Here is a 21687-nt window from a genome sequence, read left to right on the forward strand (position 1 = left end):
GGGCGCCCGGCGGCATCCGGTGGCGGCACGGGTTGTTCACAGCTGCGCGTAGACCGCCGTCGCGTCGTCGTGCCGCTTGCTCCGTCGCAGGTGCGTACGGTCCGTGTCCGAGTCCTCCAGGGTCCGGACCCGGTCGATCAGCCCCTGGGGGCCCTCCTTGTGGAGCACCCCGAGGCAGGCCGCCCAGTCGCCCTCGCCGAACATGTCCGTCCAGCGGCTCGCCCCGTCCGTCAGCGCGGCGACCGCCCGCACCCCGGCGCGTGGGGTGCGCCCGGTGACCGCGCGGTCCGCCACGGCCGGGTCGGCCGCGGCGGTGAAGAAGCCGCCCTCCGCGTTCCGGTACGCGTCGGCGGTCTCCTCGGAGGCCAGCGCGCCCGGCGGCAGCCGGTCGAGCCGGTCGTCCAGCACGGCGCCGACGGCGCCGTCCGGCGACTCGAGCAGCAGCACCGAGTCGGACAGCACCAGGTGTTCGATCTCCGCGTCGTCCCAACGCACGAGGACCACGGTTGCCTGTGGCGTGCGTACGTGAGAAAGGTCACACAGGGAACGGTGTGTGTCGGCGGTGCGCCGGATGGACTCCGCCAGGATCTCCCGCAAGGTCATATCCCGGCGCGAACCCGACAGTTCCACCAGCGCGCCGCCCAGCCGTGCCGTGAACCAGGGGACCGAATGCGCACAACCGTCGTCACCGGGCGGCGGGGTCACGCCGTCGAGCAGGACGAGCCCTCCACCCTGGCCGGAGGCAGGCAGGACCGTGGCCGCCCAGTCCTCGTTCGGGCGCCCGGGGAGACCGGCGGCGGTGGCGAGTTCGATGCGCATGCGGCCAGTCTGCACGACGCCTTCACGGAGCCTGCACGGGCCGGGGATTGGACCGTACCAGCAGGTCAGGCGGGCGGTTGGAACGGAAGGAATCACTCCGGGAAGTGTGCGGGCGGGCATCCTGCCAAAGCCTGACCCGAAGATCCAGCCGGGTGTCCAGATGCGCCGTCGGCGGTCCGGGGAGTGACTTGTTCGTCAACTCAGGAGTGTTGTTCACTCGTTCGGGTGGCGGAGCGGGTGATGCGCGCCCCCCTCTCAAAAGCACTGGAATGGTCGGAAGCCGTACCAGGGGTCGGGGCGCTCGTTCACGTGACCGGGCGTCACCTCTGCTTCAAAGGCGGACGAGTCGAGATTGCGAGCACCGGTGCAGAAGAAGCGGCCTCGGAGCAAGGGCAGCATGAACAGTGGTTCCGAGGTGGCGCCTTCGGCGCCGGCTGAGCGCGGGCGCACCGTCCGTGTCCGCAGCCGGCTCGTCGCGGGCGTCGCCGTCGTCGGGATCACCGTCATCGCCGCGGGAGCGCCGGCGGCCCTGAGCGCCTCCTCCGACCTGACCGAGTCGCAGCGGCTGGTCACCCTCGCGGAGCTGAACCAGCAGGCCGTCGCGCTCGCGCACTCCCTGGCCGACGAACGCGACGAGGTCACCGCCTTCATCGCCGCCGGCCGGGAGGGCAAGCCCGGTGCGGCGAGCGGTTCCGCGGGAAGCCGCAGCGCCCGGGTCGACCAGCAGGTCGACGAGATCCGGGACGCGGCCTCCGCCGTCCTGCGCCGCGACCTGGCCACCATCCCCTCGCTGCGCCGCGACGCCATAGGCGGCAAGGGCACGGCGCTGGAGGCCCACCAGGCGTACACCGAGGTCATCTCCAAGCTCCAGGACCTCTCCGACGAGCTCGCCGACAGGACCCCGCCCCGCGCCGCCGAGGCCGTCCGTGCCCCGCTCGCGCTCGGCCGGGCCACCGAACAGGCCTCCGCCACCCGCGGGCTGCTGCTCGCCGCGCTCGCCGTCCCCCGCAAGGAGCCGGCAGCCCCGCAGACCGACCCGTTCACCGGCCTGCCCGTCCAGGCCGAGGACGAGGGCGAGACCAAGGAGGACCGCACCCGCGACCAGCTGAGCGCCGCCGCACAGCAGTCCCGGGTCGGCGAGCTCTCCGCCCTCTCCGACTTCGACCAGGCCGCCGGCGCCACCGCCCGCGACAAGCTGGCCACCACCGTCACCGGCCCCGAGGTCAACAGCGCGGAGAAGTACCTCGCCGGACTCACCGACCGTCCCGAGCTGTCCGCGTCCGACCAGAAGGTCTCCCCGAAGAAGCTCGGGGCGGCGCTCTCCGCCCGGATCGACCGGATGCGGGGCGTCGAGTCCGCCCTCGGCACCGCCCAGGTGCAGCGGCTGGGCCAGTTGCGCGACGACGACGTCACGGCGCTCGAACTGAGCATCGCGCTCCTCGGCGGCTGTCTGCTCGTCGCCGTCGGCGTCTCCACCGCGGTGGCCCGCACCCTCACCCAGCCGCTCGCCGTCCTGCGGATCGGCGCGGGCCGCCTCGCCGCGGAACCCGAGACGGCCGAACCGGTCCGCTACACGGGCCGCAACGACGAGTTCGCCCAGGTCGTCCGGTCCATCAACGCCCTGCACGGCCGGCTGCACGGACTGCTCCACGAGTTCAACGGACGGTTCGAGCAGCTGGAGAGCGAACGCGGCGAACTGATCGCCGGCCGCGAGGCACTCACCCTTCAGCGCGCCGAACTCCAGGTACAGACCGCGGACCTGACGGCGCAGCTGGAGAAGGTGAAGAACACCGTCCACCACACCTTCGTCAACCTCTCGCTGCGCACCCTCGGTCTCGTCGAACGCCAGCTCGGCGTCATCGAGTCCCTGGAGGAGCGCGAGCAGGACCCGGAGCGGCTCGCGACGCTCTTCAAGCTCGACCACATGGCCACCGTCATGCGCCGCCACAGCGAGAACATGCTGGTCCTCGCGGGCTCCGATCACGGACACGGGCACCCGGGGCCGATCCCGCTGGTCGACGTGGCGCGCGCCGCGGTCAGCGAGATCGAGCGGTACGAGCGGGTCACCATCCAGTCCCTGCCGCCGCACGCCCAGATCGCCGGTTTCGCCGCCGACGACCTCAGCCACCTCGTCGCCGAACTCCTGGAGAACGCCACCTCGTTCTCCCCGCCGGACTCCCATGTGCAGCTCTCGGGCTGGCTGCTGGAGACCGGCGAGGTGATGCTCTCCGTGCAGGACGAGGGCATCGGCATGTCGTCCGTACGGATGGGCGAGCTCAACACCCGCCTCGGCGACCCGGCGCTCTTCGAGGCGGGTGAGCAGAGCGCGGACGGGGCCGGCCTCGGCCTCCAGGTGACCTCGCTGCTGGCCGCGCGCCACGGCGTACGGGTCCAGCTGCGCGAGCAGAAGGGCAGCGGGGTGACAGCGGTCGTCGTGCTGCCCCAGGCCCTGCTGCCGAAGGCGCCGCCGGCCGCGACCCCGCCGCCGGTCACGGCCCCCGGGGACGCGCCCACGCTGAATCTTCCCGGGTCGGTCGCCGAGGCCAACTCCAACGCTCTGCCCCGCCGTACGCACGCGCTGCCCGGCGACCCACTGCCCGGCGACCCACTGATCGCGGCCGCCGAGAAGGCGATCGCGGGGACCGGCACGACGGCCGCTCCCGCTCCCGGGCCGGACGCGCAGGCCCCTGTGGAGGACCAGGCCGCCCCCGACCACCTGCCTCCGACGGCCCCCGAGCCGGAGACCGCTCAGGCGCCGCAGCCCTCAGCAGCCGCCCCGGCCCCCGAGCCCGCCCGGCCCGCGGAGTCGGAGGCCGAGACCACGATGCAGGTCCGGCTCCCGCGCGTGCCCGAATTCGAGGACGTACCCGAGTTCACCCACGCCCCCGTCTTCGGGGACGGCCCGGAGCCCACGACCGCCGCCGGCCCGTACGCCATCGGCCCCGACCGCCACGAGCGCACCCCCGACGAGGGCCCGCAACCAGAGCAAACCCCGACGCCGTCCGCCCCCGCCACGACCCCCGTGGCCGACGCGCTGCCCGGGCCGCGCCGCCCGGAGCCGGAGCCGCAGACCCAGCCCGGCCGGATCACCGACAAGGGCCTGCCCAAGCGCACCCCCAAGGTCGTCCGGCCCGCGTCGGCCCCCGCGGCCGAGCGCACGGGCAGCGTCGACAAGGAGGCCCTGCGCCGCCGGCTCGGCGGCTTCCACCAGGGCGCGAAGGACGGCCGCAGGGACGTCGAGGCGGAGATCGCCGAGGCCACCGCTCCGGCCACCGGCACCACACGTACCGAGCACACTGAGCCGGCCGGCCGTACCGATGGCCGAACCGGAGAGACGGGGGACACAGTCGAGGAGGCACGCAGTTGACTGCGCCCAGCACGTTCGGGTTGAGCACCGAAGCCCGGAACCTTCACTGGTTGCTGAGCAATCTGGTGGAGGAGGTGCCAGGGGTCCGCTCGGTCACCGTCGTCTCGTCCGACGGACTCATGCTGCTCTCCTCCGATCCCGGCCACCAGAGCGCCCCGGCCGCGGACAGGCAGGACGGCCCCCGCGGCTCCAGCGCGGACCTGGCGACCATCGTCTCCGGCATCGGCAGCCTCACCGTCGGCGCCGCGAAACTGATGGACGGCGGCGGCGTCAAGCAGACCATGGTCGCCATGGAGGAAGGCAGCGTCTTCGTCATGTCGATCAGCGACGGATCGCTGCTCGGTGTGCACGCCACACCCGACTGCGACATGAGCGTCATCGCCTACCACATGGCGCTCTTCGTCGGCCGCGCCGGACACGTACTCACCCCCGAACTCCGCAGTGAGCTGCGCAAATCGATGGAGAGCGCCCAGTGACCCACGCTGCCGCCGAACCCGCCCCGAGGCTCCCCGTGCGCGGGGCCGACAAACGGCCCGCGCGGGTGCGCCCGTACTCGCTCACCGGCGGCCGGACCCGCTTCGGCCACGTCCTGCTCGTCGAGACGTTCGTCGCCGCGCTCGACGCCCCCGACGAGCGCCGCGAACTGACCAACGGCAACCTGGCCTCGCGCGTCATGCCGGAGCTCCAGGCCATCGTCGAGATCTGCCGCCGGATGCGTACCGTCGCGGAGATCTCCGCCCTGCTGAGGATGCCGCTGGGCGTGGTCAGGGTGCTGCTCAGCGACTTGGCCGACCAGGGAAAGATCCGCGTGTACGGAACCGGTCACGGCACCGGCCAGCCCGACCGCGCACTGCTGGAAAGGGTGCTCAATGGACTCCGTCGTCTCTGAGCCGCCGCTGTTCGCCCCTCGTCAGCCGGGGCCGGAGGACCAGCCCGATGAAACGCTGCAGGCGTGGCAACTCGACCGCACCAGGGCCCCGATCGCCACGAAGATAGTGGTCGCGGGCGGCTTCGGCGTGGGCAAGACCACCTTCGTGGGCTCCGTCTCCGAGATCACCCCGCTGAAGACCGAAGCGATGATGACGCAGGCCAGCGAGGAGACCGACGACCTCAGCTCCACGCCCGACAAGGTCACCACGACCGTCGCCATGGACTTCGGCCGCCTCACGCTCGACGACGACCTCGTGCTGTACGTCTTCGGCACACCGGGCCAGCAGCGCTTCTGGTTCATGTGGGACGACCTCGTGCGCGGCGCGATCGGCGCGGTCGTCATGGCCGACACCCGGCGGCTCGCCGACTGCTTCCCCGCCCTCGACTACTTCGAGAGCTGCGGGCTGCCGTACATCGTGGCCGTCAACCACTTCGAGGGAACACCCGGGTTCGAAGCCGAGGACGTCCGGGAGGCCCTGACCGTCCCGCCGCACGTGCCTGTGGTGATCATGGACGCGCGTAACAGGATCACCGTCGTCGAGTCGCTCCTGGCCCTCGTGGGCCATGCTCTCGACGCCACCCCGGCATAGCTCGCCGTCACACACCACGGAGAAACCGCGATGCGGAAGATACTGATAGTCGGAGCCGGTCAGTCCGGGCTCCAGCTCGCCCTCGGCCTGCAGTCCAGAGGCTACGAAGTCACCCTCATGTCCAACCGCACGGCCGACGAGATCCGCTCCGGCCGGGTCATGTCGACGCAGTGCATGTTCCACACCGCGCTCCAGCACGAGCGGGACTACCAGCTCAACTTCTGGGAGTCCCAGGCACCGCGCATCGAGGGGCTCGGCGTTTCGGTCGCCGCGCCCGACTCCTCCCGCGCGATCGACTGGGTCGGCAAGCTGGACGGCTTCGCCCAGTCCGTGGACCAGCGCGTGAAGATGGCCGGCTGGATGGACACCTTCGCCCAGCGCGGCGGGCAGCTCGTCATCCACGGTGCGGCCGTGTCCGACCTGGACTACTTCTCCCGCACCTACGACCTGGTGATGGTCTCGGCCGGCAAGGGCGAGCTGGTCTCCATGTTCGGCCGGGACGCCTCCCGTTCGCCGTTCGACGCCCCGCAGCGCGCCCTGGCCGTCGCGTACGTCCACGGCATGGGCCCGCGCCCGGAGCACCCCGAGTTCGACGCGGTCCGCTGCAACCTGGTCCCGGGCGTCGGCGAGCTCTTCGTGATGCCGACCCTGACCACGTCGGGCCGCGCCGACATCCTGTTCTGGGAGGGCGTCCCGGGCGGACCGCTCGACGCGTTCCAGGGCATCAAGGACCCCTCGGAACACCTCGCCACGACGCTGGAGCTCATGGAGCGGTTCACCCCGTGGGAGTACGCGCGCGCCACCAAGGTCGAACTGACGGACGCCAACGGCACCCTGGCGGGCCGTTACGCCCCGACCGTGCGCAAGCCGGTCGGCCGGCTCCCGGGAGGCGGTCTGGTGCTCGGCGTGGCGGACGTCGTCGTGGCCAACGACCCGATCACCGGGCAGGGCTCCAACTCGGCCTCCAAGTGCGCCAACGCCTACCTGGACTCGATCATCGAGCACGGCGACGGGGAGTTCGACGCGGCCTGGATGCAGTCCACGTTCGACCGCTACTGGGAGACCGCCCAGCACGTCACGAAGTGGACGAACGCGATGCTCGGCGTCCCGCCGGAGCACGTGCTGAACCTGATCGGCGCCGCCGGCCGGCTCCAGCCGGTCGCCGACCGCTTCGCCAACGGGTTCAACAATCCGGCGGACTTCGAGAACTTCTTCTACGAGCCCGAGAAGACGAACGCGTACCTCGCCTCGGTCGCGGGTCCGGCCGCCTGAGCGTCCCGCACCCACAAACGCACCGGCCGGTTCCTGCCCGGCCGGTGCGTTCGGTGCCGATACGAGCAGGCGGGCCGGCCCTCTACTCGTCGCCGGGGGCCGACGTGTCGCCGTACCCCTCGTCGGAGCCATCCGAGGCCCCCTCGGGAAGTTCCGGCGGCTTGTACGTGGACAGCGGTGCGCTCTCCGGATCGGGACGGACAGCGCCCAGCAGCGGGTTCGACGCCAGCGGGGAGACCTTGACCCGCGAGCCGGGCCGCGGCGCCTGCACGACCAGGCCGTTGCCGATGTACAGCGCCACGTGCGTGGCCTTCGGGAAGTAGATCACCAGGTCGCCCGGGCGCAGGGCCTTCACCGGTACCTTCCGCAGCTGCCGCCACTGTTCCTGCGAGGTGCGCGGAATGACGCGGCCGGCGCTCGCCCAGGCCTGCGAGGTGAGTCCGGAGCAGTCGAACGAGTCCGGCCCCTCCGCGCCCCAGACGTACGGCTTGCCGATCTGCTCGATCGCGTACCGGACCGCGTCGGCGCCCTCCGCGGTCGCCGGCCGGAACGAGGAGAGGGCGCCCGAGGCGACCAGCGCGTCCTGCGCCTTGTCCGTACCCTCCTGTTCCAGAGCGGAGAGCTCGGCGAGCTGATCCGTGGAGAGCGTGGCGAGCAGCCCCTCGACCCGTTTCAGCCGGGTCCGGACGGTGTCGCGGTCCTTCTTCTGCCGTGCCGCCAGGACCCGTTGTCTGTCCAGCACCGTGCGGGACTGCTTCGCCAGATCGGCCGCGCGCTTCTCGGCCGTGCCCAGCCGCTTCATGGTCGCCACCCGGCCCGCGGCCAGCCGCTGGACGACCTGGCCCTGGTCCAGGGCGTACTCGGGATCGCGCATCAGCAGCAGCCGCAGGTACGCGGAGAGGTCGGACCGGCCCTGGTACTGCTCACGGGCCAGCCGCCCGGCCGCGTCGCGGCTGCGGGACAGCGTGAGCCGGGCGGTGGCGAGCGCGGAGTCCAGCTTCCTCGCCTCGGCGGTCCGCTTCTTCAGCTCGGCCGCCGTCCCGTTGTAGGTCTCGGTGGCCTCCTCGGTCTGCTGGTACAGCCGCTGGAGTTCCTTCAGCAGTCCCCGGACACCGCCGGGCGCCGCCTCGGGGCCGGCCGCCGGGGCGGCGGGGTCCTCGGGGCCCGGCGAGGGGGCCGCGACGGCTGCGGCCGGCGCGGTCAGGACGACGGCGGCCAGCGCCGCCGTGCCGAGGGAGCGCGAGAGTTTGCCCGACACGACACCACCTCCGGAACGGGGCGAATCGTGCGACTACCCCATGAGTGAGCGCAATTCCTCACATACGCTCACTCGTCGACAGGTGACGCAAGGACCGCCGGGCGTGGCGGCGGACCGATTCCCCCGGAAGGCGGCGGGGCGGCCGGGTCCGCCCAAGGCGACCGACCGCCCCGCCGGTCCGGTCAGGCGACCGGGAACGCGTAGATCACGCGCTCGCGCCGGACGATCGCGTGCTTCCCGTAGGCGAGCACCTGGTACGGCGCGGTGACCGTCGCCCCCTTCGGGTCCTGGGCCCCGATGTCCTGGAACTTCCAGAGCCGCCGCCCATCCGCCGCCGCGAACGCGGTGACCTGCCCGGGACCGGCCGCGAGCAGCGTGGCGCCCGAGCCGCTGACCGTGACCACGGGGGCCGATCCGCCCGCCACCGCCTCCGTGGAGCGCCGCCAGCGCAGCTTTCCGGTGTCCCGGTCGGCCACGCCCACCTCCTGGTTGCTGTTGGTGGTGTGGAGCAGCGCACCGGCCTCGACGGAGGGCCCGAAGAAGGAGCCCGGTGTGCCGTTCAGCGTCCACTTCGGCCGGCCGCCGGGGGTCTCCAGAGCCCGCAGGCCGTCGCCGAACGCCACGTACAGCATTCCGTCCGCGTCTCCCGAGACCGCCGCGTCCGGGGCCGTGCCGAAGGTCCTGGCCCACTGCTGCTTCCCGGTCGTCCGGTCGAAGCTGCGGAACAGCGCCTTCCCCTTGGCCGCCCGCACATCGGCGGGGGTGAGCGTCAGCCGGTCCTGCCGTACGACGACGGCATCCTCCCGGACCGCCACGAGGCGGTACACGGGCGCGGCCGGACCGCGGCCGGTGGGCACGGGCGTCCGCCACAGCTCCTTGCGCTGCTCGATGTCGTACCCGAACAGATAGGACTTGACGGCCTTCCTGTCCTTGCCGGGCTTCTTGCCCTTCTTGGGCTTGGGGGCCTTCACAGTGACCTCGTGAGCGCCGGTGAACCAGAGCTGCGGGCCCGACGACCCGACGAGCCTGCTCACCGACAGGTGGGGTGCCCCCGCGAACCCGTCGGCGTAGGCCACCCGGTGGGCGACCCGGCCGTCCTTCGCGGACAGCCACAGGAACTCGGAGGGCCCGGCGACGAAGCAGAGTTCCCTTCCGGCGGGCAGGGCGGCCTGGCCCTTGGCGGCGTCGGGGCTCTCCCAGACCCGGCGCCCGGTGTTCAGATCGACGGCGGACGCCTGGGTGTCGCCGGTCAGCACCAGCAGCCGTTCGTTCCACAGGGCGGCGGTGAGGGGAGCCGGTTCGGCCTCCGGGTGGGTGTAGATCCAGTGCGGCTGCGGAGGCAGCCCGGCGACGGCCGGCTTGCTGGGGCTCGGCGCCGGCTTGGGGTCGACCGTGGGCTCGGCGTCGTCTCCGGAGCCGAACGCGAGCACCCCGCCGCCGCCCGCCAGGAGGCCGACGGCTCCGGCGGCGGCCCCGATGAGCAGCGTCCGGCGGTCGACGGCGGCCCGCCCGGCGGGGGCCGGGGGAGCAGGAGCGGGGAGGGGCGCCGCGGGCCCGGAGGCGGGGAGCGCCCGGGGCTGCGGGGCCGGAAGCGCGGCGGCGATGCCCACCGGTTCCGCGTGCTGCGCCTGCGGTTCGGGCTCCATGGCGAGCTGGGTCGTCACCCGGTCGGGCCGCAGGGCCTGGTGGTCGATGACCCCCAACTGCGCGGTGCGGGTGTCGCGGTGGGGAGCGGGCGGGGTGTCCTGTACGTCCGGTGCCTCCGCCACAGCCGCCGCGTACTCGGCAGCGGCGGGCGGCGCGGCCACCGACTCGCGGGCCCGGGCGTTCTGTTCGGCCACCGCGGCCGTCAGGGGTTCGGGCAGCCAGCCGCCCCTGGCCAGTCCGGCCGCACCCTCCAGCGCCAGCTCCGCCGCCACCGCCCCCGCGGCGGGACGGTCGGCCGGGTCCTTCGCCAGGCAGCGGGCGATCAGGTCCCGCAACGCGTCCGGCACGGCGTCCAGCCGGGGGTCGGTGTGCGCGATCCGTTCGGCGGCCTCGGCGGCCGGGCCGTCCGCCAGCGGGGTACTGCCCGTCGCCGCGTACGCAAGCAGCAGGCCCAGCACGAAGAGGTCGGAGGCGGGCCCGGCCTCCTTGCCCGCGACCTGCTCCGGGGTCAGATAGCCGAGCCTCACGGAAAGCTGGCCGCCCGGCCGGGCCTCGGCTTCGGCCGCCGCACCCAGGGGCCCGAAGGCGGTGAGCCGCGGCCCGTCCTCGGCCAGCAGCACGGTCCTGGGCGCGAGCCCCTGCAGCACGGCCCCCGTCGCGTGGACACGGGAGAGCGTTTCGGCGATGCCCGCGCCCAGTATCCGGACCGCGCGCTCGGGCAGCGGTCCGGCGAGGTCGACCGCCTCGGCGAGGGTCAGCGCCGGCACGTAGGCCGCGGCCGTCCACAGCGCGTCGTCGTCCTCGGGTGCCCCGGCGGGGCTGTCCAGCCGCGCCTCCACCCAGCCGCCGGCCAGCCGGTCGGCGGTACGCGCCTCCGCGTGGAACCGCCGCCGGAACGCGGGCAGCGCGGCCAGCCCCGGGCGGGCCGAGGTGATCACGACGAGGTCGTCCGGAGCCGCGCCATGGGCGAGATAGTGGACCGCGGCGGCCGTCTCACGAAACCGCGCCAGCACGGTGTACGGGCCGAAGCGGCGTGGATCGTCCTGACGCAGCGCCTCCATGGCGCACCCCCTTGTGACCGTCCCTCGGACCGGACTGCCGATCTTAGACGGGCCGTCACAGGACGTCGGGCCCATCAGGTCCTACCCCGTCTTCGACCAGGGCCACTTGGGGCGATGGCGTTCGCGGCCGTCGGGGGCGTACTCGTACACCCAGCCCCGCTGGATCCCCAGCCGCCTGGTGTATCCGGCCGGGACCCTCCGGTACGCGTGCACGGTGGCCGGTCCGCCGTCGGGGGCCGGGACCGGGACCTCGTACCACTTGGGCGGGTGGCCGGTCGCGCCGACGAGGACGGGCAGGGCCCGCCCGTCCAGCGGGCCGCCGGTGAAGGGGACGTTCTCGCTTCTCACCACCCCAGTCTGACCGATCGGTCCGGCGGCAGCGGATGCGCCGCCGCGCGGAGCAGGTCGGTCCGGCGGCAGCGGATGCGCGCCGGACGGACCGGATCGGCCCGGGCCGGCGGATGCGGGACCGCGCGGACAGGATCAGCCCGGTGGCAGCAGATGCCGCGCGGACAGGATCAGCCCGGTGGCAGCAGATGCGCCGCCGCGCCGATCAGTGGCGCCAGCCGGTCCGCCAGCCGGCCGGCCGGTCCGGCCGCGGTCTCCAGCGGCAGCAGCGCCGCCACCGCGGACGCCGTCTCCCGGTCCGTGGCCGCCGTGACCGCGAGCAGCCCGATGAACTGGTCGACGAGCCAGTCGCGCAGCTCGGACGCGGCCGGCTGCTTGCCCTCGTCCAGCCAGATCAGCGAGGCCGCCTCGACCGCGGCGATCCAGGTGCGCACCATCATCCGCAGCCTTGGGGCGGGTCCGCTGCCGGCGCCCCGGCCCAGATGCACGAGTATCTGGTCGGCCGCGGACCGCCGCACCTCGTCGACGATCGTGCTCGTGCGGGACGTCTCTGCGACGCTGCCCCCGCGCAGCAGGGCGCTGAAGCCGGCGTCGTGCTCGTCGACGAAGGCGAGATAGCGGTCGAGGACGCGCCCGACCCGTTCCGTGGGCGGGCCCACCGGCGGTTCGGTGAAGCACAGTTTCAGCTGTTCCGCGGCGGACCTGAGCGCCGCCTCGTACAACTGCTGACGCCCGCCCGGGAAGTAGCGGTAGACCAGCGGACGCGACACCCCGGCCACCGTCGCGACCTCGTCCAGCGAAACCTCGTCGGGGGCCCGGTGCGCGAACAGGGTGAGCGCCGCGCCGAGGAGCTGGGTGCGGCGTTCCTCGACGCTGAGCCTTCGGTACGCACGGCTGGGCGGCGCGGCTGCGGCAGGGGTCATACCCGCAAGCGTAACGACTGGCGCCGTCAGGCGAGCAGGCCCGAGCTCTTCCACAGCCTGCGTCCCACCCCGTTCAGGACCCCGATGTCGTCGAAGAAGTCGGTCAGCCGCCTGGCACCCGACTGCATGACCTCGGCCCGGTGGCCGCTGGCCTTCACCTGGGCGACGGCCTCCTGCCGGTCCAGGCCGACGTTCTCGTACACCTGCGGGTTGACGAAGCAGACGGAGAAGACGCGGGCCGCCTCCCCGCAGCTCACCCGGGTGAGTTCGCGCTCCCAGCGCGGGGCGGTCACCATCTGGCGGCGCAACTCCTCGCGGGCGTACCGGACGTGCCGCGCCTCCTCGACCACATGGATGCGGGTCACCCCGCGCACCAGGGTCTGGACGCGCTCGTCGGGGAAGGTCAGCCGCTGCATCCAGTCGAGGATCTCCTCGCCGAGCAGCGTCGCCGCGAAGGAACCGGGCGTCGTGGATACGGTCTTCAGGACCCGGGCCAGATTGTGGTACCTGCGCGGCACCTGGTAACAGGGCGCCCCGCCCCAGGTGATCATCCGGGCGAACATCATCGAGTGGCGGCACTCGTCGGCGATCTCGGTGAGCGCGTAGCGGACGTGGCTGCTGACCACAGGCTTGTCGTAGATGTGGCGGACCAGCAACTGCATGAGGATGATCTCGAACCAGATGCCCAGGGAGGCGAGAGAGGCGGCCTCGTGCCGGGCCAGGTCCTGCCGCTGCTCCTCGGACATCCTCCGCCACATCGGGGTGTCGTAGAGGGAGACCAGCTCGGGCGGCCAGAACCACTTGCCGTCCTCGGCCGCCGCGTCCCAGTCGAGCTCCTTGTCAGGGTCGAAGGAGTGCTTCGCGGAAGCCTCCAGGAGCCGTTCGGCGATCTGCTCGCGGTCGCGGAGCGGGCCGAGTGCGTCGCGGAGCACCCGCACGTCGCGTTCGGTCACGGTCGTCATGGCTGGGCGCACCTCTCCACACGTATTACCGACGGTCACCCCCTATGAGACTACTTGTCAGCAAGGCCGTCAATCCCTTGCGCACGACTTGTTGACCCAGCGTCTACCAACGTGTGAACCTGCCAACTGAGCCGGGCGTCAGGTGACTTACCGGATCTCTGCGAGGCGAAGGAGCCGTCCGTGTCGACCCACGACCTCTACACCACCGCCCCCGAGCAACCGCTGTGGACGGTGCCCGCTTCCGGTGCCGCCCGCTTCAGCTGGGACTACGACGACGGCCGTGAACGGCTCCTCGCCCTGTACCAGAAGGGCAAGGACAAGCAGTGGGACGGCAACAAGCGCATCGACTGGAGCATCGAGGTCGACCCCGCCGACCCGCTCGGCACGCCCGACGAGGCCCTCACCCTGTACGGCACCCCGCACTGGGCGAAGATGACGGAGAAGGACCGGGGGGAGCTGCGCAAGCACTACACCTCCTGGCAGTTCAGCCAGTTCCTCCACGGCGAGCAGGGCGCGATGGTCTGCGCGGCCCGGATCGTGGAGTCCGTCCCCGACCTGGACGCCAAGTTCTACTCCGCGACCCAGACCATGGACGAGGCCCGGCACGCGGAGATCTACGGCCGGTTCCTGCACGAGAAGGTCGGGATGCTGTACCCGATCAACGACAACCTCCAGGGACTGCTCGGCGACACCCTGCGCGACTCGCGCTGGGACATGCCCTACCTCGGCATGCAGGTCCTCATCGAGGGCCTGGCCCTGGCCGCGTTCGGCATGATCCGCGACACCACGACCCAGCCACTGCCCAAGCAGATCCTCGCGTACGTCATGCAGGACGAGGCCCGCCACGTCGCCTTCGGCCGGATGGCGCTGCGCGACTACTACAAGCAGTTGAGCGACGCCGAACTGCGCGAACGCGAGGAGTTCGTCATCGAGGGCTGCTACCTGATGCGCGACCGGCTCAGCGGGGTGGAGGTGCTGGAGAACTTCGGCATCGCCAAGCAGGAGGCGAAGGACCTCTCCGAGCACTCGGAGTTCCTCCAGCTCTTCCGCAAGCTGCTGTTCAGCCGCATCGTCCCGTGCGTCAAGGACATCGGCCTGTGGGGCGAGCGCCTGCAGAAGGCGTACGTCGACATGGGCGTCTTCGACCTCGGCGACTCGAACCTGGACCTCCTGATGGCCCAGGACGAGGAGATAGCCGAGCAGTTGGACCGGGAACGCTTCGAGGCGGAGGAGCAGGAGCGGGTGGCGGAGGTCGCGGAGGCGATAGCGGAGGGCGCCGCGGACCCGTCGGCCGCGTGAGGCGCGGCAGCCCGGGGATCGAAACCGTGTTCGTGTACATGACGTAACTTGGGCGCCATGACCACGCCCCCGCCCCCGCCTCCGCAGGGCCCGTACGGAGCGCCGCAGGGCCCGTACGGTCCGCCACAGCCCCAACCTCAGCCCCAGCAGTATCCGTACGCGCCCCAGCAGCAGTCCCCGCAGTATCCGTACGCACAGCAGCCGGCGCCCGGGCAGCCGGCCTACGGGTATCCGCAGGCGCCCCAGCCGTGGGGCGCTCCGGCGCCCGGTGCGCCCGGGTTCCCCGGGATGCCGCCGCCGAGGAGGAAGCGGACCGGGCTGATCGTCGGGATCACCGCCGGCGCCGTGGCGGTGGCCGGAGCGCTCGCGTTCGGGATCTCGCGGCTGGCGGACGAGGTGGACAAGGCCGGCGGGATCCCGTCGGCCGGGGACTTCCCGGAGGCCGAATACCGGCTGACCGTGCCGAAGAAGCTGCTGGACGGCGAGTACACGCTGTTCAAGGACTCCTCGGCGACCGACGGGAAGGACATCGAGGGGACCTACGACCCGTCCATCCGTGACGCGAAGGCCGTCGTCACGCAGTACACCTCCAAGAGCGGCGGCACCCTGGTCATCTCCGGGATGTGGGGCCGCATCAAGGGGCCCGCCTTCACCCGGGACAGCATCCTGAAGGGGGCGGTGCAGAACGAGGGCATGACCATCGCCGTACCCGCGAGGGAGTTCACCCCCGAGGGATACGACATCACGGTGTCCTGCCAGGTCGTCCGGTCGAAGGAGGGAGCCGTCACGAGCACCCTCCCGATGTGCGCCTGGGGCGACGCGAACACCGCGTCCTTCGTCGCCGTGGTCACCGCCGAGACCGCGCTCCAGGCCCCGGAGAAGGTCGACCTCGAAAAGGCCGCGCTGGACACCGCAAGGGTCAGGGCCGAGTCGCGCAAGCCGATAGCCGGCGTGGGAGCAGGCTGACCGGGCTCCCGCGCCGGGCGCCGCGCGTCACGGCCGCAGGGCCCCCAGCACCTTCTCCACCGCGCAGGCCATGGCGAGCAGCGAGGCGTCCGCGCCGCGCCGTGCCACGAGTTGGAGCCCGACCGGGCAGCCGTCCGGGGTGAATCCGGCGGGCACACTCGCCGCCGGATGCCCGCTCAGGTTGAACGCCCAGGTCAGCGAGGTGGACAAGAGTGCGCCCGGACCGTCGTGGCCGTGCGGGCGGTTGGGGGTGACGGGTGTGAGGAGCAGCGGTGTGCCCTCGAAGAAGGCATCCAGTCTCCGGTCGTTCTCGCGCCGGAGCTCCCCGAGGTGCTGCGGCGCCTCCCCGTCCCGTACCGCCTGCCAGGCCGCCCCCGGGTCCAGCAGCGCGCAGCCCCCGTCCGCCGGCCGTACCACTTCCGCCGCGACCAGCCGCCGTACCGCAGCGCGCACCACCGCCTCCACCTCCGGGTCGACGTCGGCGAACCCCAGGTCCGGGCTGTAGGCGGCGGCCAGGGGAAGTTCCGCCGCGGCCGGTTCGTAGTCGTCCAGGACGCAGCGCAGATAGGTGTGCGCCTGCGCGGCCGTCCGGGTCAGGACGCCGGCGGAGGCGAGGCCCGAGCGGTCGGGGGAGGGCAGCAGTCCGTTGGTCGTCTTCAGGCCGAACACCCCGCACCAGGCGGCCGGGATGCGCACCGACCCCGCCCCGTCGCTGCCCGTGGCCAGGTCCACGAGATCCGCAGCCACCGCCACCGCCGAGCCCGCCGACGAGCCGCCGGGCGTACGGTCCGCCCGCCACGGGTTGACGGTGCGTCCGTGCGTGCCCAGCCCCCAGGTCTTCCAGTACGTCCCGGGGCCCGGTACGGAGGTCGAGCCGACCGGGACGCCGCCGGCCGCGATCAGCCGGCGGGCGGCGTACGAACGGATCCCGGTGGGGCCCTTCACCGCGAACGGCAGACCGCGCAGGGGAAGCCGGGCCGCCGCCGGCAGCATGGCGAGGGCCTCCTCGCGCCAGACCCCGGTGAAGGCGCCAAGCCGCGGATCCTCCCGCTCGATCGCGGCCAGCGTCTCGGAGGCGGCCCTGGAATCCGTCACCCACTCAGTCTTCCAGGGCCGCCTCCATCACGGAACGGGCGATCGGAGCGGCACTTCCCCCGCCGCTGATGTCGGCCCGGTCGGCGGAGGCGTCCTCGACGACCACGGCGACGGCGACGGCGGGCCGCCCGGTGTCCGCCGCCTGCGCCCAGGAGATGAACCAGGCATACGGGGTACCGGAGTTGTCGATGCCGTGCTGGGCGGTGCCCGTCTTGCCCCCGACCGTCACCCCGTCGATGGCCGCGTTCGTGCCCGTGCCGTTGCGCACCACGTCGATCATCATCTGCCGCAGTCGCATCGCCGTCATCGGATTCATCGCCCGGTGGTACGAACGCGGGCCGGTGGTCCGGACGGTGGAGCCGCTGTGCGTGGTCGTACGGTCCACCAGGTGCGGGCGCATGAGGTCGCCGCCGTTGGCCACGGCCGCGGCCACCAACGCCATCTGGAGCGGGGTCGCCGTCGTGTCGAACTGGCCGATCGAGGACAGCGCCAGCTGGTCGTCGCTCATGTCCGTGTCGAAGTTGCTCTTCGCCACCCCGGAGGGGATCTTCAGCTCCGTGTCGTTGAAGCCGAACCTGCCGGCCGCCTCCACCATGCCGTCCAGTCCGACCTCCACCCCGAGGTGCGCCATCACGGTGTTGCACGAGACGCGGATCGCCTCGGCCAGCGACGCCTGCTCGCAGCCCCGGGCCTCGTTGGGCAGCGTGGTCGAGGTGCCCGGCAGGACGTACGGGGAAGGGGTGTCGGTCCCGGCGTCCGGATCGGTGACGACCTCGGCGTCCAGCGCCGCCGCGGCCGTCACGATCTTGAACGTGGAGCCCGGCGGATACGTCTGCCGGATCGCCCGGTTGAGCATCGGCTGGCTTTTGGACGCGTTGAGCTCGCGCCAGGCGTCGGTGACGGACGAACCGGTGCCCGAGAGCCGCCCGGGGTCGTACGAGGGGGTCGAGACCAGGGCCAGGATCTCGCCCGTCGTCGGATCGACGGCCGCGACCGCACCCCGCCGGCCGCCGAGCCCCTCGTACGCGGCGCGCTGCATGGAATCCTTGATCGTGGTCACGACATCACCGCCCGGCTGCCGGCCGCGGGTGATGTCGTTCCAGAAGGGGAGCGGGGCGAGCATCGAGTCGGTACCGGAGAGGATCGCGTCCTCGGCGTGCTCGATCAGGGTGGTGCCGTACGTCTGCGAGGCGTATCCCGTCACCGGTGCGTAGAGCGGCCCGTCGCGGTAGGTGCGTTCGTACGCGAACTGGTCGCCGGTGTCCTTCGAGCCGGTGACGGGCCGGCCGCCGACCAGGATGTTGCCGCGCGGCTGGTCGTAACGGGCGATGGTGGTCCGGCGGTTGGTGGGGTTGTCGTCGAGTTCACCGGCCTCGAAGACCTGGACGCGGGCCGCGTTCACCAGGAGAGCCACGAGCAGCAGCAGACAGAACGCGGCGGCGTGGCGGATGTGGCGGATCATGTCAGGGCCCCCCGGGCGGTCGACGGGTGCGGCATCACAGCTCGTCCTCCGGGGCCGGTGCGAGGACTCCGGTCTCCGCCCTCTCGGGGTGGGGCCTGCGGGCCACGTCGCTGAGCCGGATCAGCAGCGCCACGATGATCCAGTTGGTGACCACGGACGAACCGCCCTGCGCGAGGAACGGCATCGCCATGCCGGTCAGCGGGATCAGCCCCGTCACCCCGCCCGCGATCACGAACACCTGGAGCGCCAGGATCGAGGCGAGACCGATCGCCAGCAGCCGCCCGAACGCGTCCCGCAGGGCGAGCCCGGCCCGGTAGCCCCGCGCCACCAGCAGCGCGTACAGGAGGAAGAGCGCGGTCAGCCCGGTCAGGCCGAGCTCCTCGCCTGCCGTCGCCAGGATGAAGTCGGACTTGGCGGCGAAGCCGATGAGGATGGAGTGGCCGAGTCCCAGCCCGGCGCCGAGCATCCCGCCCGCGGCGAAGGCGAACAGCGACTGGGCGAGCTGCCCGGGGCCCCGGCCGGCGTCGATGGAGGCGAACGGGTCGAGCCAGTCCTGCACCCGGCTGTGCACATGGGGTTCGAAGGAGCCGACGACGAACGCCCCGACGGCGGCCAGCAGCAGCCCGACCGCGATCCAGCCGGTCCGGCCGGTCGCCACGTACAGCAGGATCACGAACAGGCCGAAGAACAGCAGCGAGGTGCCCAGATCGCGCTCCAGGACCAGGACGCCGACGCTGAGCAGCCAGATCGCCACGATCGGGCCGAGCACCCGGCCGGCGGGGAGCTGGAGCTTCCAGATCCGCCGGCCGGTGTAAGCGAGGGCGTTGTGGTTCGCCGCGAGGTAGGCGGCGAAGAACACGGCGAGCAGGATCTTGGCGAACTCACCGGGCTGGAAAGAGAATCCTCCGATCCTGATCCAGATCTTCGCGCCGTTCACCGCCGGGAAGAAGATCGGCACGATCATCAGGACGAGGGCCGCGGCGACCGAGAGGTAGGCGTAGCGCTGGAGGACCCGGTGGTCGCGCAGGAACACCACCACCCCGATGAAGAAGGCCACGCCGAGCGTGGACCAGATCAGCTGGGTGGGCGCGGCCTCGTCCCTCGGCGTCTCCAGATCGAGCCGGTAGATCAGCACCAGCCCCACGCCGTTGAGCAGCACGGCGATGGGCAGCAGCAGCGGATCCGCGTACGGGGCGCGGAAGCGGACGGCGAGATGGGCGAGGAGGGCGAGCAGCCCGAGCCCGCCGCCGTATCCGGCGACGTCCGGGGGGACCGCGTCGTCGTGGGCCAGACCGACGGCGGCGTAGCCGTAGACGGAGATGAGGACGGCCCCGATGAGGAGCGAGAGTTCTACGCCGCGCCGCTTGGGCAGGCGCAGCTCGGGCGGGGGTGCGTCCGCCGTCGTTGCGGTCATGCCACGCAACGTAGCAAGAGGTGGGTGGTATTTCCCTTATGTCCTGATGGAGAGGTGCGTGGGGTCCGCGTGCCGTCAGGCGATCGCGGAGGAACGCGGTGGCTCCGCGTCGCCCTCGTCGAGCGGTACGTACTCCGGCAGCGTCAGCCGGGCCACCGCTCCGCCGTCCGGGGCGTTCTCGAAGGTCAGCCCGGCCCCCATCACCTCCGCCTGCCCCGCGGCGATGGTCAGCCCGAGGCCGTGCCCCTTCGTGCCGCCCTCCGTGCGGAAGCGCTGCGGCCCGCCGGCGAGCAGATAGCCGGGGAAGCCCTCGCCGTGGTCGCGTACGGTCACCACCGGCCCGTCGACCGTCAGCACGACCGGCGGGCGGCCGTGCCGGTGCGCGTTGCCGATCAGATTGCCGAGCACCCGCTCCAGGCGCCGCCTGTCCGTCTCGACCCGCGCCGGCGGCCCGCCCGGTGCGAGCCTGACCTCGGTGCCGGGGCCCGTGGTGCGTGCCACCCGTTCGGCGAGCGGCGCCAGTTCGTGCACGGCGAGATCGACCTGCTCGGTACGGGCGTCGAGGCGGGAGATCTCCAGCAGGTCCTCCGTCAGCGCGCGCAGCGCCCGGACCCGGTCCTGGACCAGCTCGGAGGGGCGGCCCGGCGCCAGCAGTTCGGCGGCGGCCGACAGGCCGGTCAGCGGGGTGCGCAGCTCGTGCGCGACATCGGCGGTGAAGCGCTGTTCGGCCACGAGCTTGCGCTGGAGCGTCGAGGCCATGGTGTCCAGCGCTCCGGCGACGATCGCGACCTCGTCCTGCCGGCGCGAGGGGTCGGCCGTGCGGGGGTCGTTGACGCGGGCGTCCAGATCGCCCGCACCGATCCGGCGGGCCACCCGCGCGGTCTGGTGCAGCCGCCGGGTGACCCGGGTGACGGAGAACGCGCCGACGAGCAGCGTGGCGCCGATCGCCAGCAGCGAGGAGCCGACGATCGCCCCGTCCAGGCCGTTGATGGTGCGGGCGCTCTGGCTGTAGTCGACCTGCGTCGCCAGGGCGTGCCCGTCGGCGGGGGCGGCGGCCCACATCGTCGGGCGGCCGCGGTGATCGGCGACCATCGTGCCGCGCTCGCCGCCCACCGCCAGGGCCCGCAGCGATGCCGGGAGCCCCGGCGGATCGAGCCCGGAACGCGGCGGCAGCGCCCCGCCCGCCCGGTAGGCGGCGGTGGCGTCCTCCAGCCGGGCGAGCGCTTTCTCCCGGGCGTGGCCGACCGTCTGCCGGGTGACCGCGGTGTGCACCAGTACGCCGAGCAGCGCGGCGAGCACGCAGCACATCACGGTGATGAAGACCGCGGACTTCCAGGTGAGCGTCGCCGTCCAGGCGGGCAGGCGCAGCCGCGGCCCGGGCCGGCGGGCCCGGGCCGCGCCCGCCCGCCGGCCCCTCACCGGCGCTCCGCGGTCACGGGCGCCGAGGGGGCCGCGGTGGGCGCGGCGGTGCCGGGCGTCGGGCTCGCGTCGGCGGAGGGCCGGGTGAAGGGCCGGGCGCTCGGGGCCCGGCGCAGGCCCGGCCCGTCCCCCGGGGCCATCCGCAGGATCTCGTCCTGCGTGGGCAGCATGGCGCGTTGCCGGCCGTCCCAGGACCAGGCCGTGCGGTACTCGTACCCGGTGATGGCCGACGGCGCCCGCATGATCAGGTCCCGCCCCGCCAGCTCCACGCTGATCACCGCGTCGGAGGTCGACATGATCCGGGTGAGTCCGCTCGGCTCCGGCATGTAGACGCGCACGGAGAGCTGGCGGTCGGCCAGCTGGACGCCGAGCACCATCTCGTCGCGGCCGTCGCCGGTCAGATCCCGGTAGTAGGGCTTCAGCACCGGGCAGGACGCGGGCGCGGTCCGGCAGGCGTTGATCCGTCGTACCGTCTCGGCGGGGAACGCGGCCGTGCCGCTGGCCCGGTCGGGGCGGGCGTTCAGTCCCGCCTGCACCACCGCCACCGGGTCCAGCCGGCGCACATCGCCGCCCGGGACAGCGATCCCGGGGATATGCGCGGTCTCGCCCTCGCCGTAGTCGTACGGGGCGGCGGAGGCGGGCGGCAGCTCCGGCCAGAGGCGGGCGGGGCCGATGGCGTCCGGGGCGTGCCCGGCGCTCTTCAGCTCACCGCCGGTTCCACAGGCGGCCAGCAGCGCGGCGCCCGTGAGAGCCATGACGGCGGCAGTGGCGCGGCGCGCCGTCCGGTGCTGCGGACGCATGTCTTCCTCCCGTTCCGACGGCCCGGCCGGACCGCGCGTGTGCACGGCCCCGGCT

At 72.8% G+C, this 21687-nt stretch carries 18 protein-coding genes; 7 read left to right on the plus strand and 11 right to left on the minus strand.

The window, feature by feature from the left end:
- Positions 1–36: 36 nt before the first annotated feature.
- Entirely contained in the window at positions 37–819 is a 783-nt protein-coding gene (locus ABTX18_RS09350; RefSeq protein ID WP_352122133.1) for a hypothetical protein, read from the minus strand.
- Positions 820–1183: 364 nt separating this feature from the next.
- Here ABTX18_RS09350 and ABTX18_RS09355 point away from each other — a divergent pair, with 364 nt between their 5' ends.
- Genes ABTX18_RS09355 through ABTX18_RS09375 form a run of 5 tightly spaced genes read left to right on the plus strand, consistent with a single transcriptional unit; the run spans position 1184 to position 6978 of the window.
- Positions 1184–4186, plus strand: a complete 3003-nt coding sequence (locus tag ABTX18_RS09355; RefSeq protein WP_352122134.1) for a sensor histidine kinase — start codon at positions 1184–1186, stop codon at positions 4184–4186.
- Positions 4183–4662 carry a roadblock/LC7 domain-containing protein gene (locus tag ABTX18_RS09360; RefSeq protein WP_352122135.1) on the plus strand — a complete coding sequence of 160 codons (480 nt, stop codon included), beginning with the start codon at positions 4183–4185 and terminating at the stop codon, positions 4660–4662. The genes ABTX18_RS09355 and ABTX18_RS09360 overlap by 4 nt, the downstream gene beginning before the upstream one ends.
- Positions 4659–5075 (plus strand): DUF742 domain-containing protein, encoded by a 417-nt coding sequence (locus ABTX18_RS09365; protein WP_352122136.1) that lies wholly within the window; start codon positions 4659–4661, stop codon positions 5073–5075. Before ABTX18_RS09360 ends, ABTX18_RS09365 begins: the two co-directional genes overlap by 4 nt.
- Positions 5056–5706: a GTP-binding protein gene (locus tag ABTX18_RS09370; protein ID WP_352122137.1), complete on the plus strand. Its 651-nt coding sequence runs from the start codon at positions 5056–5058 to the stop codon at positions 5704–5706. The genes ABTX18_RS09365 and ABTX18_RS09370 overlap by 20 nt, the downstream gene beginning before the upstream one ends.
- 30 nt (positions 5707–5736) lie before the next feature.
- The gene (locus ABTX18_RS09375) at positions 5737–6978 is read left to right on the plus strand and encodes a styrene monooxygenase/indole monooxygenase family protein (protein ID WP_352122138.1); all 1242 of its coding nucleotides are present in this window, start codon (positions 5737–5739) and stop codon (positions 6976–6978) included.
- An 82-nt stretch (positions 6979–7060) separates the two neighbouring features.
- Here the strand turns inward: ABTX18_RS09375 and ABTX18_RS09380 are convergent, their stop codons facing one another.
- The 5 genes from ABTX18_RS09380 to ABTX18_RS09400 all read right to left on the minus strand — a co-directional run bounded on the left by ABTX18_RS09380 (position 7061) and on the right by ABTX18_RS09400 (position 13177).
- Positions 7061–8236: a C40 family peptidase gene (locus ABTX18_RS09380; protein WP_352122139.1), complete on the minus strand. Its 1176-nt coding sequence runs from the start codon at positions 8234–8236 to the stop codon at positions 7061–7063.
- Between the two features lie 182 nt (positions 8237–8418).
- Complete coding sequence (locus ABTX18_RS09385; RefSeq protein WP_352122140.1) at positions 8419–10944, minus strand: outer membrane protein assembly factor BamB family protein; 2526 nt, start codon at positions 10942–10944, stop codon at positions 8419–8421.
- Positions 10945–11025: 81 nt separating this feature from the next.
- Positions 11026–11292, minus strand: coding sequence for a DUF8847 domain-containing protein (locus ABTX18_RS09390; protein ID WP_352122141.1), 267 nt, complete (start codon positions 11290–11292; stop codon positions 11026–11028).
- Between the two features lie 170 nt (positions 11293–11462).
- On the minus strand, positions 11463–12215 hold the full coding sequence (locus ABTX18_RS09395; protein ID WP_352122142.1) for a TetR/AcrR family transcriptional regulator: 753 nt from the start codon (positions 12213–12215) through the stop codon (positions 11463–11465).
- Positions 12216–12241: 26 nt separating this feature from the next.
- On the minus strand, positions 12242–13177 hold the full coding sequence (locus ABTX18_RS09400; protein WP_352122143.1) for an AurF N-oxygenase family protein: 936 nt from the start codon (positions 13175–13177) through the stop codon (positions 12242–12244).
- A gap of 180 nt (positions 13178–13357) precedes the next feature.
- Between ABTX18_RS09400 and ABTX18_RS09405 the strand changes: the two genes are divergently transcribed.
- Together ABTX18_RS09405 and ABTX18_RS09410 are read left to right on the plus strand one after the other, a co-directional pair.
- Positions 13358–14476, plus strand: coding sequence for a ferritin-like domain-containing protein (locus ABTX18_RS09405; protein WP_352122144.1), 1119 nt, complete (start codon positions 13358–13360; stop codon positions 14474–14476).
- Positions 14477–14533: 57 nt separating this feature from the next.
- Positions 14534–15442, plus strand: coding sequence for a hypothetical protein (locus ABTX18_RS09410; protein WP_352122145.1), 909 nt, complete (start codon positions 14534–14536; stop codon positions 15440–15442).
- A 27-nt stretch (positions 15443–15469) separates the two neighbouring features.
- Here the strand turns inward: ABTX18_RS09410 and ABTX18_RS09415 are convergent, their stop codons facing one another.
- From ABTX18_RS09415 to ABTX18_RS09435, 5 genes are all read right to left on the minus strand, one after another.
- Positions 15470–16435, minus strand: coding sequence for an amidase family protein (locus ABTX18_RS09415; RefSeq protein WP_503061123.1), 966 nt, complete (start codon positions 16433–16435; stop codon positions 15470–15472).
- 106 nt (positions 16436–16541) lie between these two features.
- On the minus strand, positions 16542–17999 hold the full coding sequence (locus ABTX18_RS09420) for a peptidoglycan D,D-transpeptidase FtsI family protein (protein ID WP_352122147.1): 1458 nt from the start codon (positions 17997–17999) through the stop codon (positions 16542–16544).
- A gap of 34 nt (positions 18000–18033) precedes the next feature.
- Positions 18034–19413, minus strand: a complete 1380-nt coding sequence (locus tag ABTX18_RS09425) for an FtsW/RodA/SpoVE family cell cycle protein (protein ID WP_352122148.1) — start codon at positions 19411–19413, stop codon at positions 18034–18036.
- 75 nt (positions 19414–19488) lie between these two features.
- Positions 19489–20832, minus strand: coding sequence for an ATP-binding protein (locus ABTX18_RS09430; protein WP_352122149.1), 1344 nt, complete (start codon positions 20830–20832; stop codon positions 19489–19491).
- Complete coding sequence (locus ABTX18_RS09435) at positions 20829–21632, minus strand: hypothetical protein (RefSeq protein WP_503061115.1); 804 nt, start codon at positions 21630–21632, stop codon at positions 20829–20831. The genes ABTX18_RS09430 and ABTX18_RS09435 overlap by 4 nt, the downstream gene beginning before the upstream one ends.
- Between the last annotated feature and the right edge of the window lie 55 nt (positions 21633–21687).

The sequence above is a fragment of the Streptomyces sp. NPDC096323 genome (genome assembly GCF_040302845.1).
Taxonomy (GTDB): domain Bacteria; phylum Actinomycetota; class Actinomycetes; order Streptomycetales; family Streptomycetaceae; genus Streptomyces.

Excerpts from the sequence above, each read along its gene's own strand:
- ABTX18_RS09350 (WP_352122133.1), bottom strand. The coding sequence starts at position 819 with ATGCGCATCGAACTCGCCACCGCCGCCGGTCTCCCCGGGCGCCCGAAC.
- ABTX18_RS09370 (WP_352122137.1), top strand. The coding sequence starts at position 5,056 with ATGGACTCCGTCGTCTCTGAGCCGCCGCTGTTCGCCCCTCGTCAGCCG.
- ABTX18_RS09375 (WP_352122138.1), top strand. The coding sequence starts at position 5,737 with ATGCGGAAGATACTGATAGTCGGAGCCGGTCAGTCCGGGCTCCAGCTC.
- ABTX18_RS09385 (WP_352122140.1), bottom strand. The coding sequence starts at position 10,944 with ATGGAGGCGCTGCGTCAGGACGATCCACGCCGCTTCGGCCCGTACACC.
- ABTX18_RS09395 (WP_352122142.1), bottom strand. The coding sequence starts at position 12,215 with ATGACCCCTGCCGCAGCCGCGCCGCCCAGCCGTGCGTACCGAAGGCTC.
- ABTX18_RS09400 (WP_352122143.1), bottom strand. The coding sequence starts at position 13,177 with ATGACGACCGTGACCGAACGCGACGTGCGGGTGCTCCGCGACGCACTC.
- ABTX18_RS09410 (WP_352122145.1), top strand. The coding sequence starts at position 14,534 with ATGACCACGCCCCCGCCCCCGCCTCCGCAGGGCCCGTACGGAGCGCCG.
- ABTX18_RS09415 (WP_503061123.1), bottom strand. The coding sequence starts at position 16,435 with ATGCTGCCGGCGGCGGCCCGGCTTCCCCTGCGCGGTCTGCCGTTCGCG.
- ABTX18_RS09420 (WP_352122147.1), bottom strand. The coding sequence starts at position 17,999 with ATGATCCGCCACATCCGCCACGCCGCCGCGTTCTGTCTGCTGCTGCTC.
- ABTX18_RS09425 (WP_352122148.1), bottom strand. The coding sequence starts at position 19,413 with ATGACCGCAACGACGGCGGACGCACCCCCGCCCGAGCTGCGCCTGCCC.
- ABTX18_RS09435 (WP_503061115.1), bottom strand. The coding sequence starts at position 21,632 with ATGCGTCCGCAGCACCGGACGGCGCGCCGCGCCACTGCCGCCGTCATG.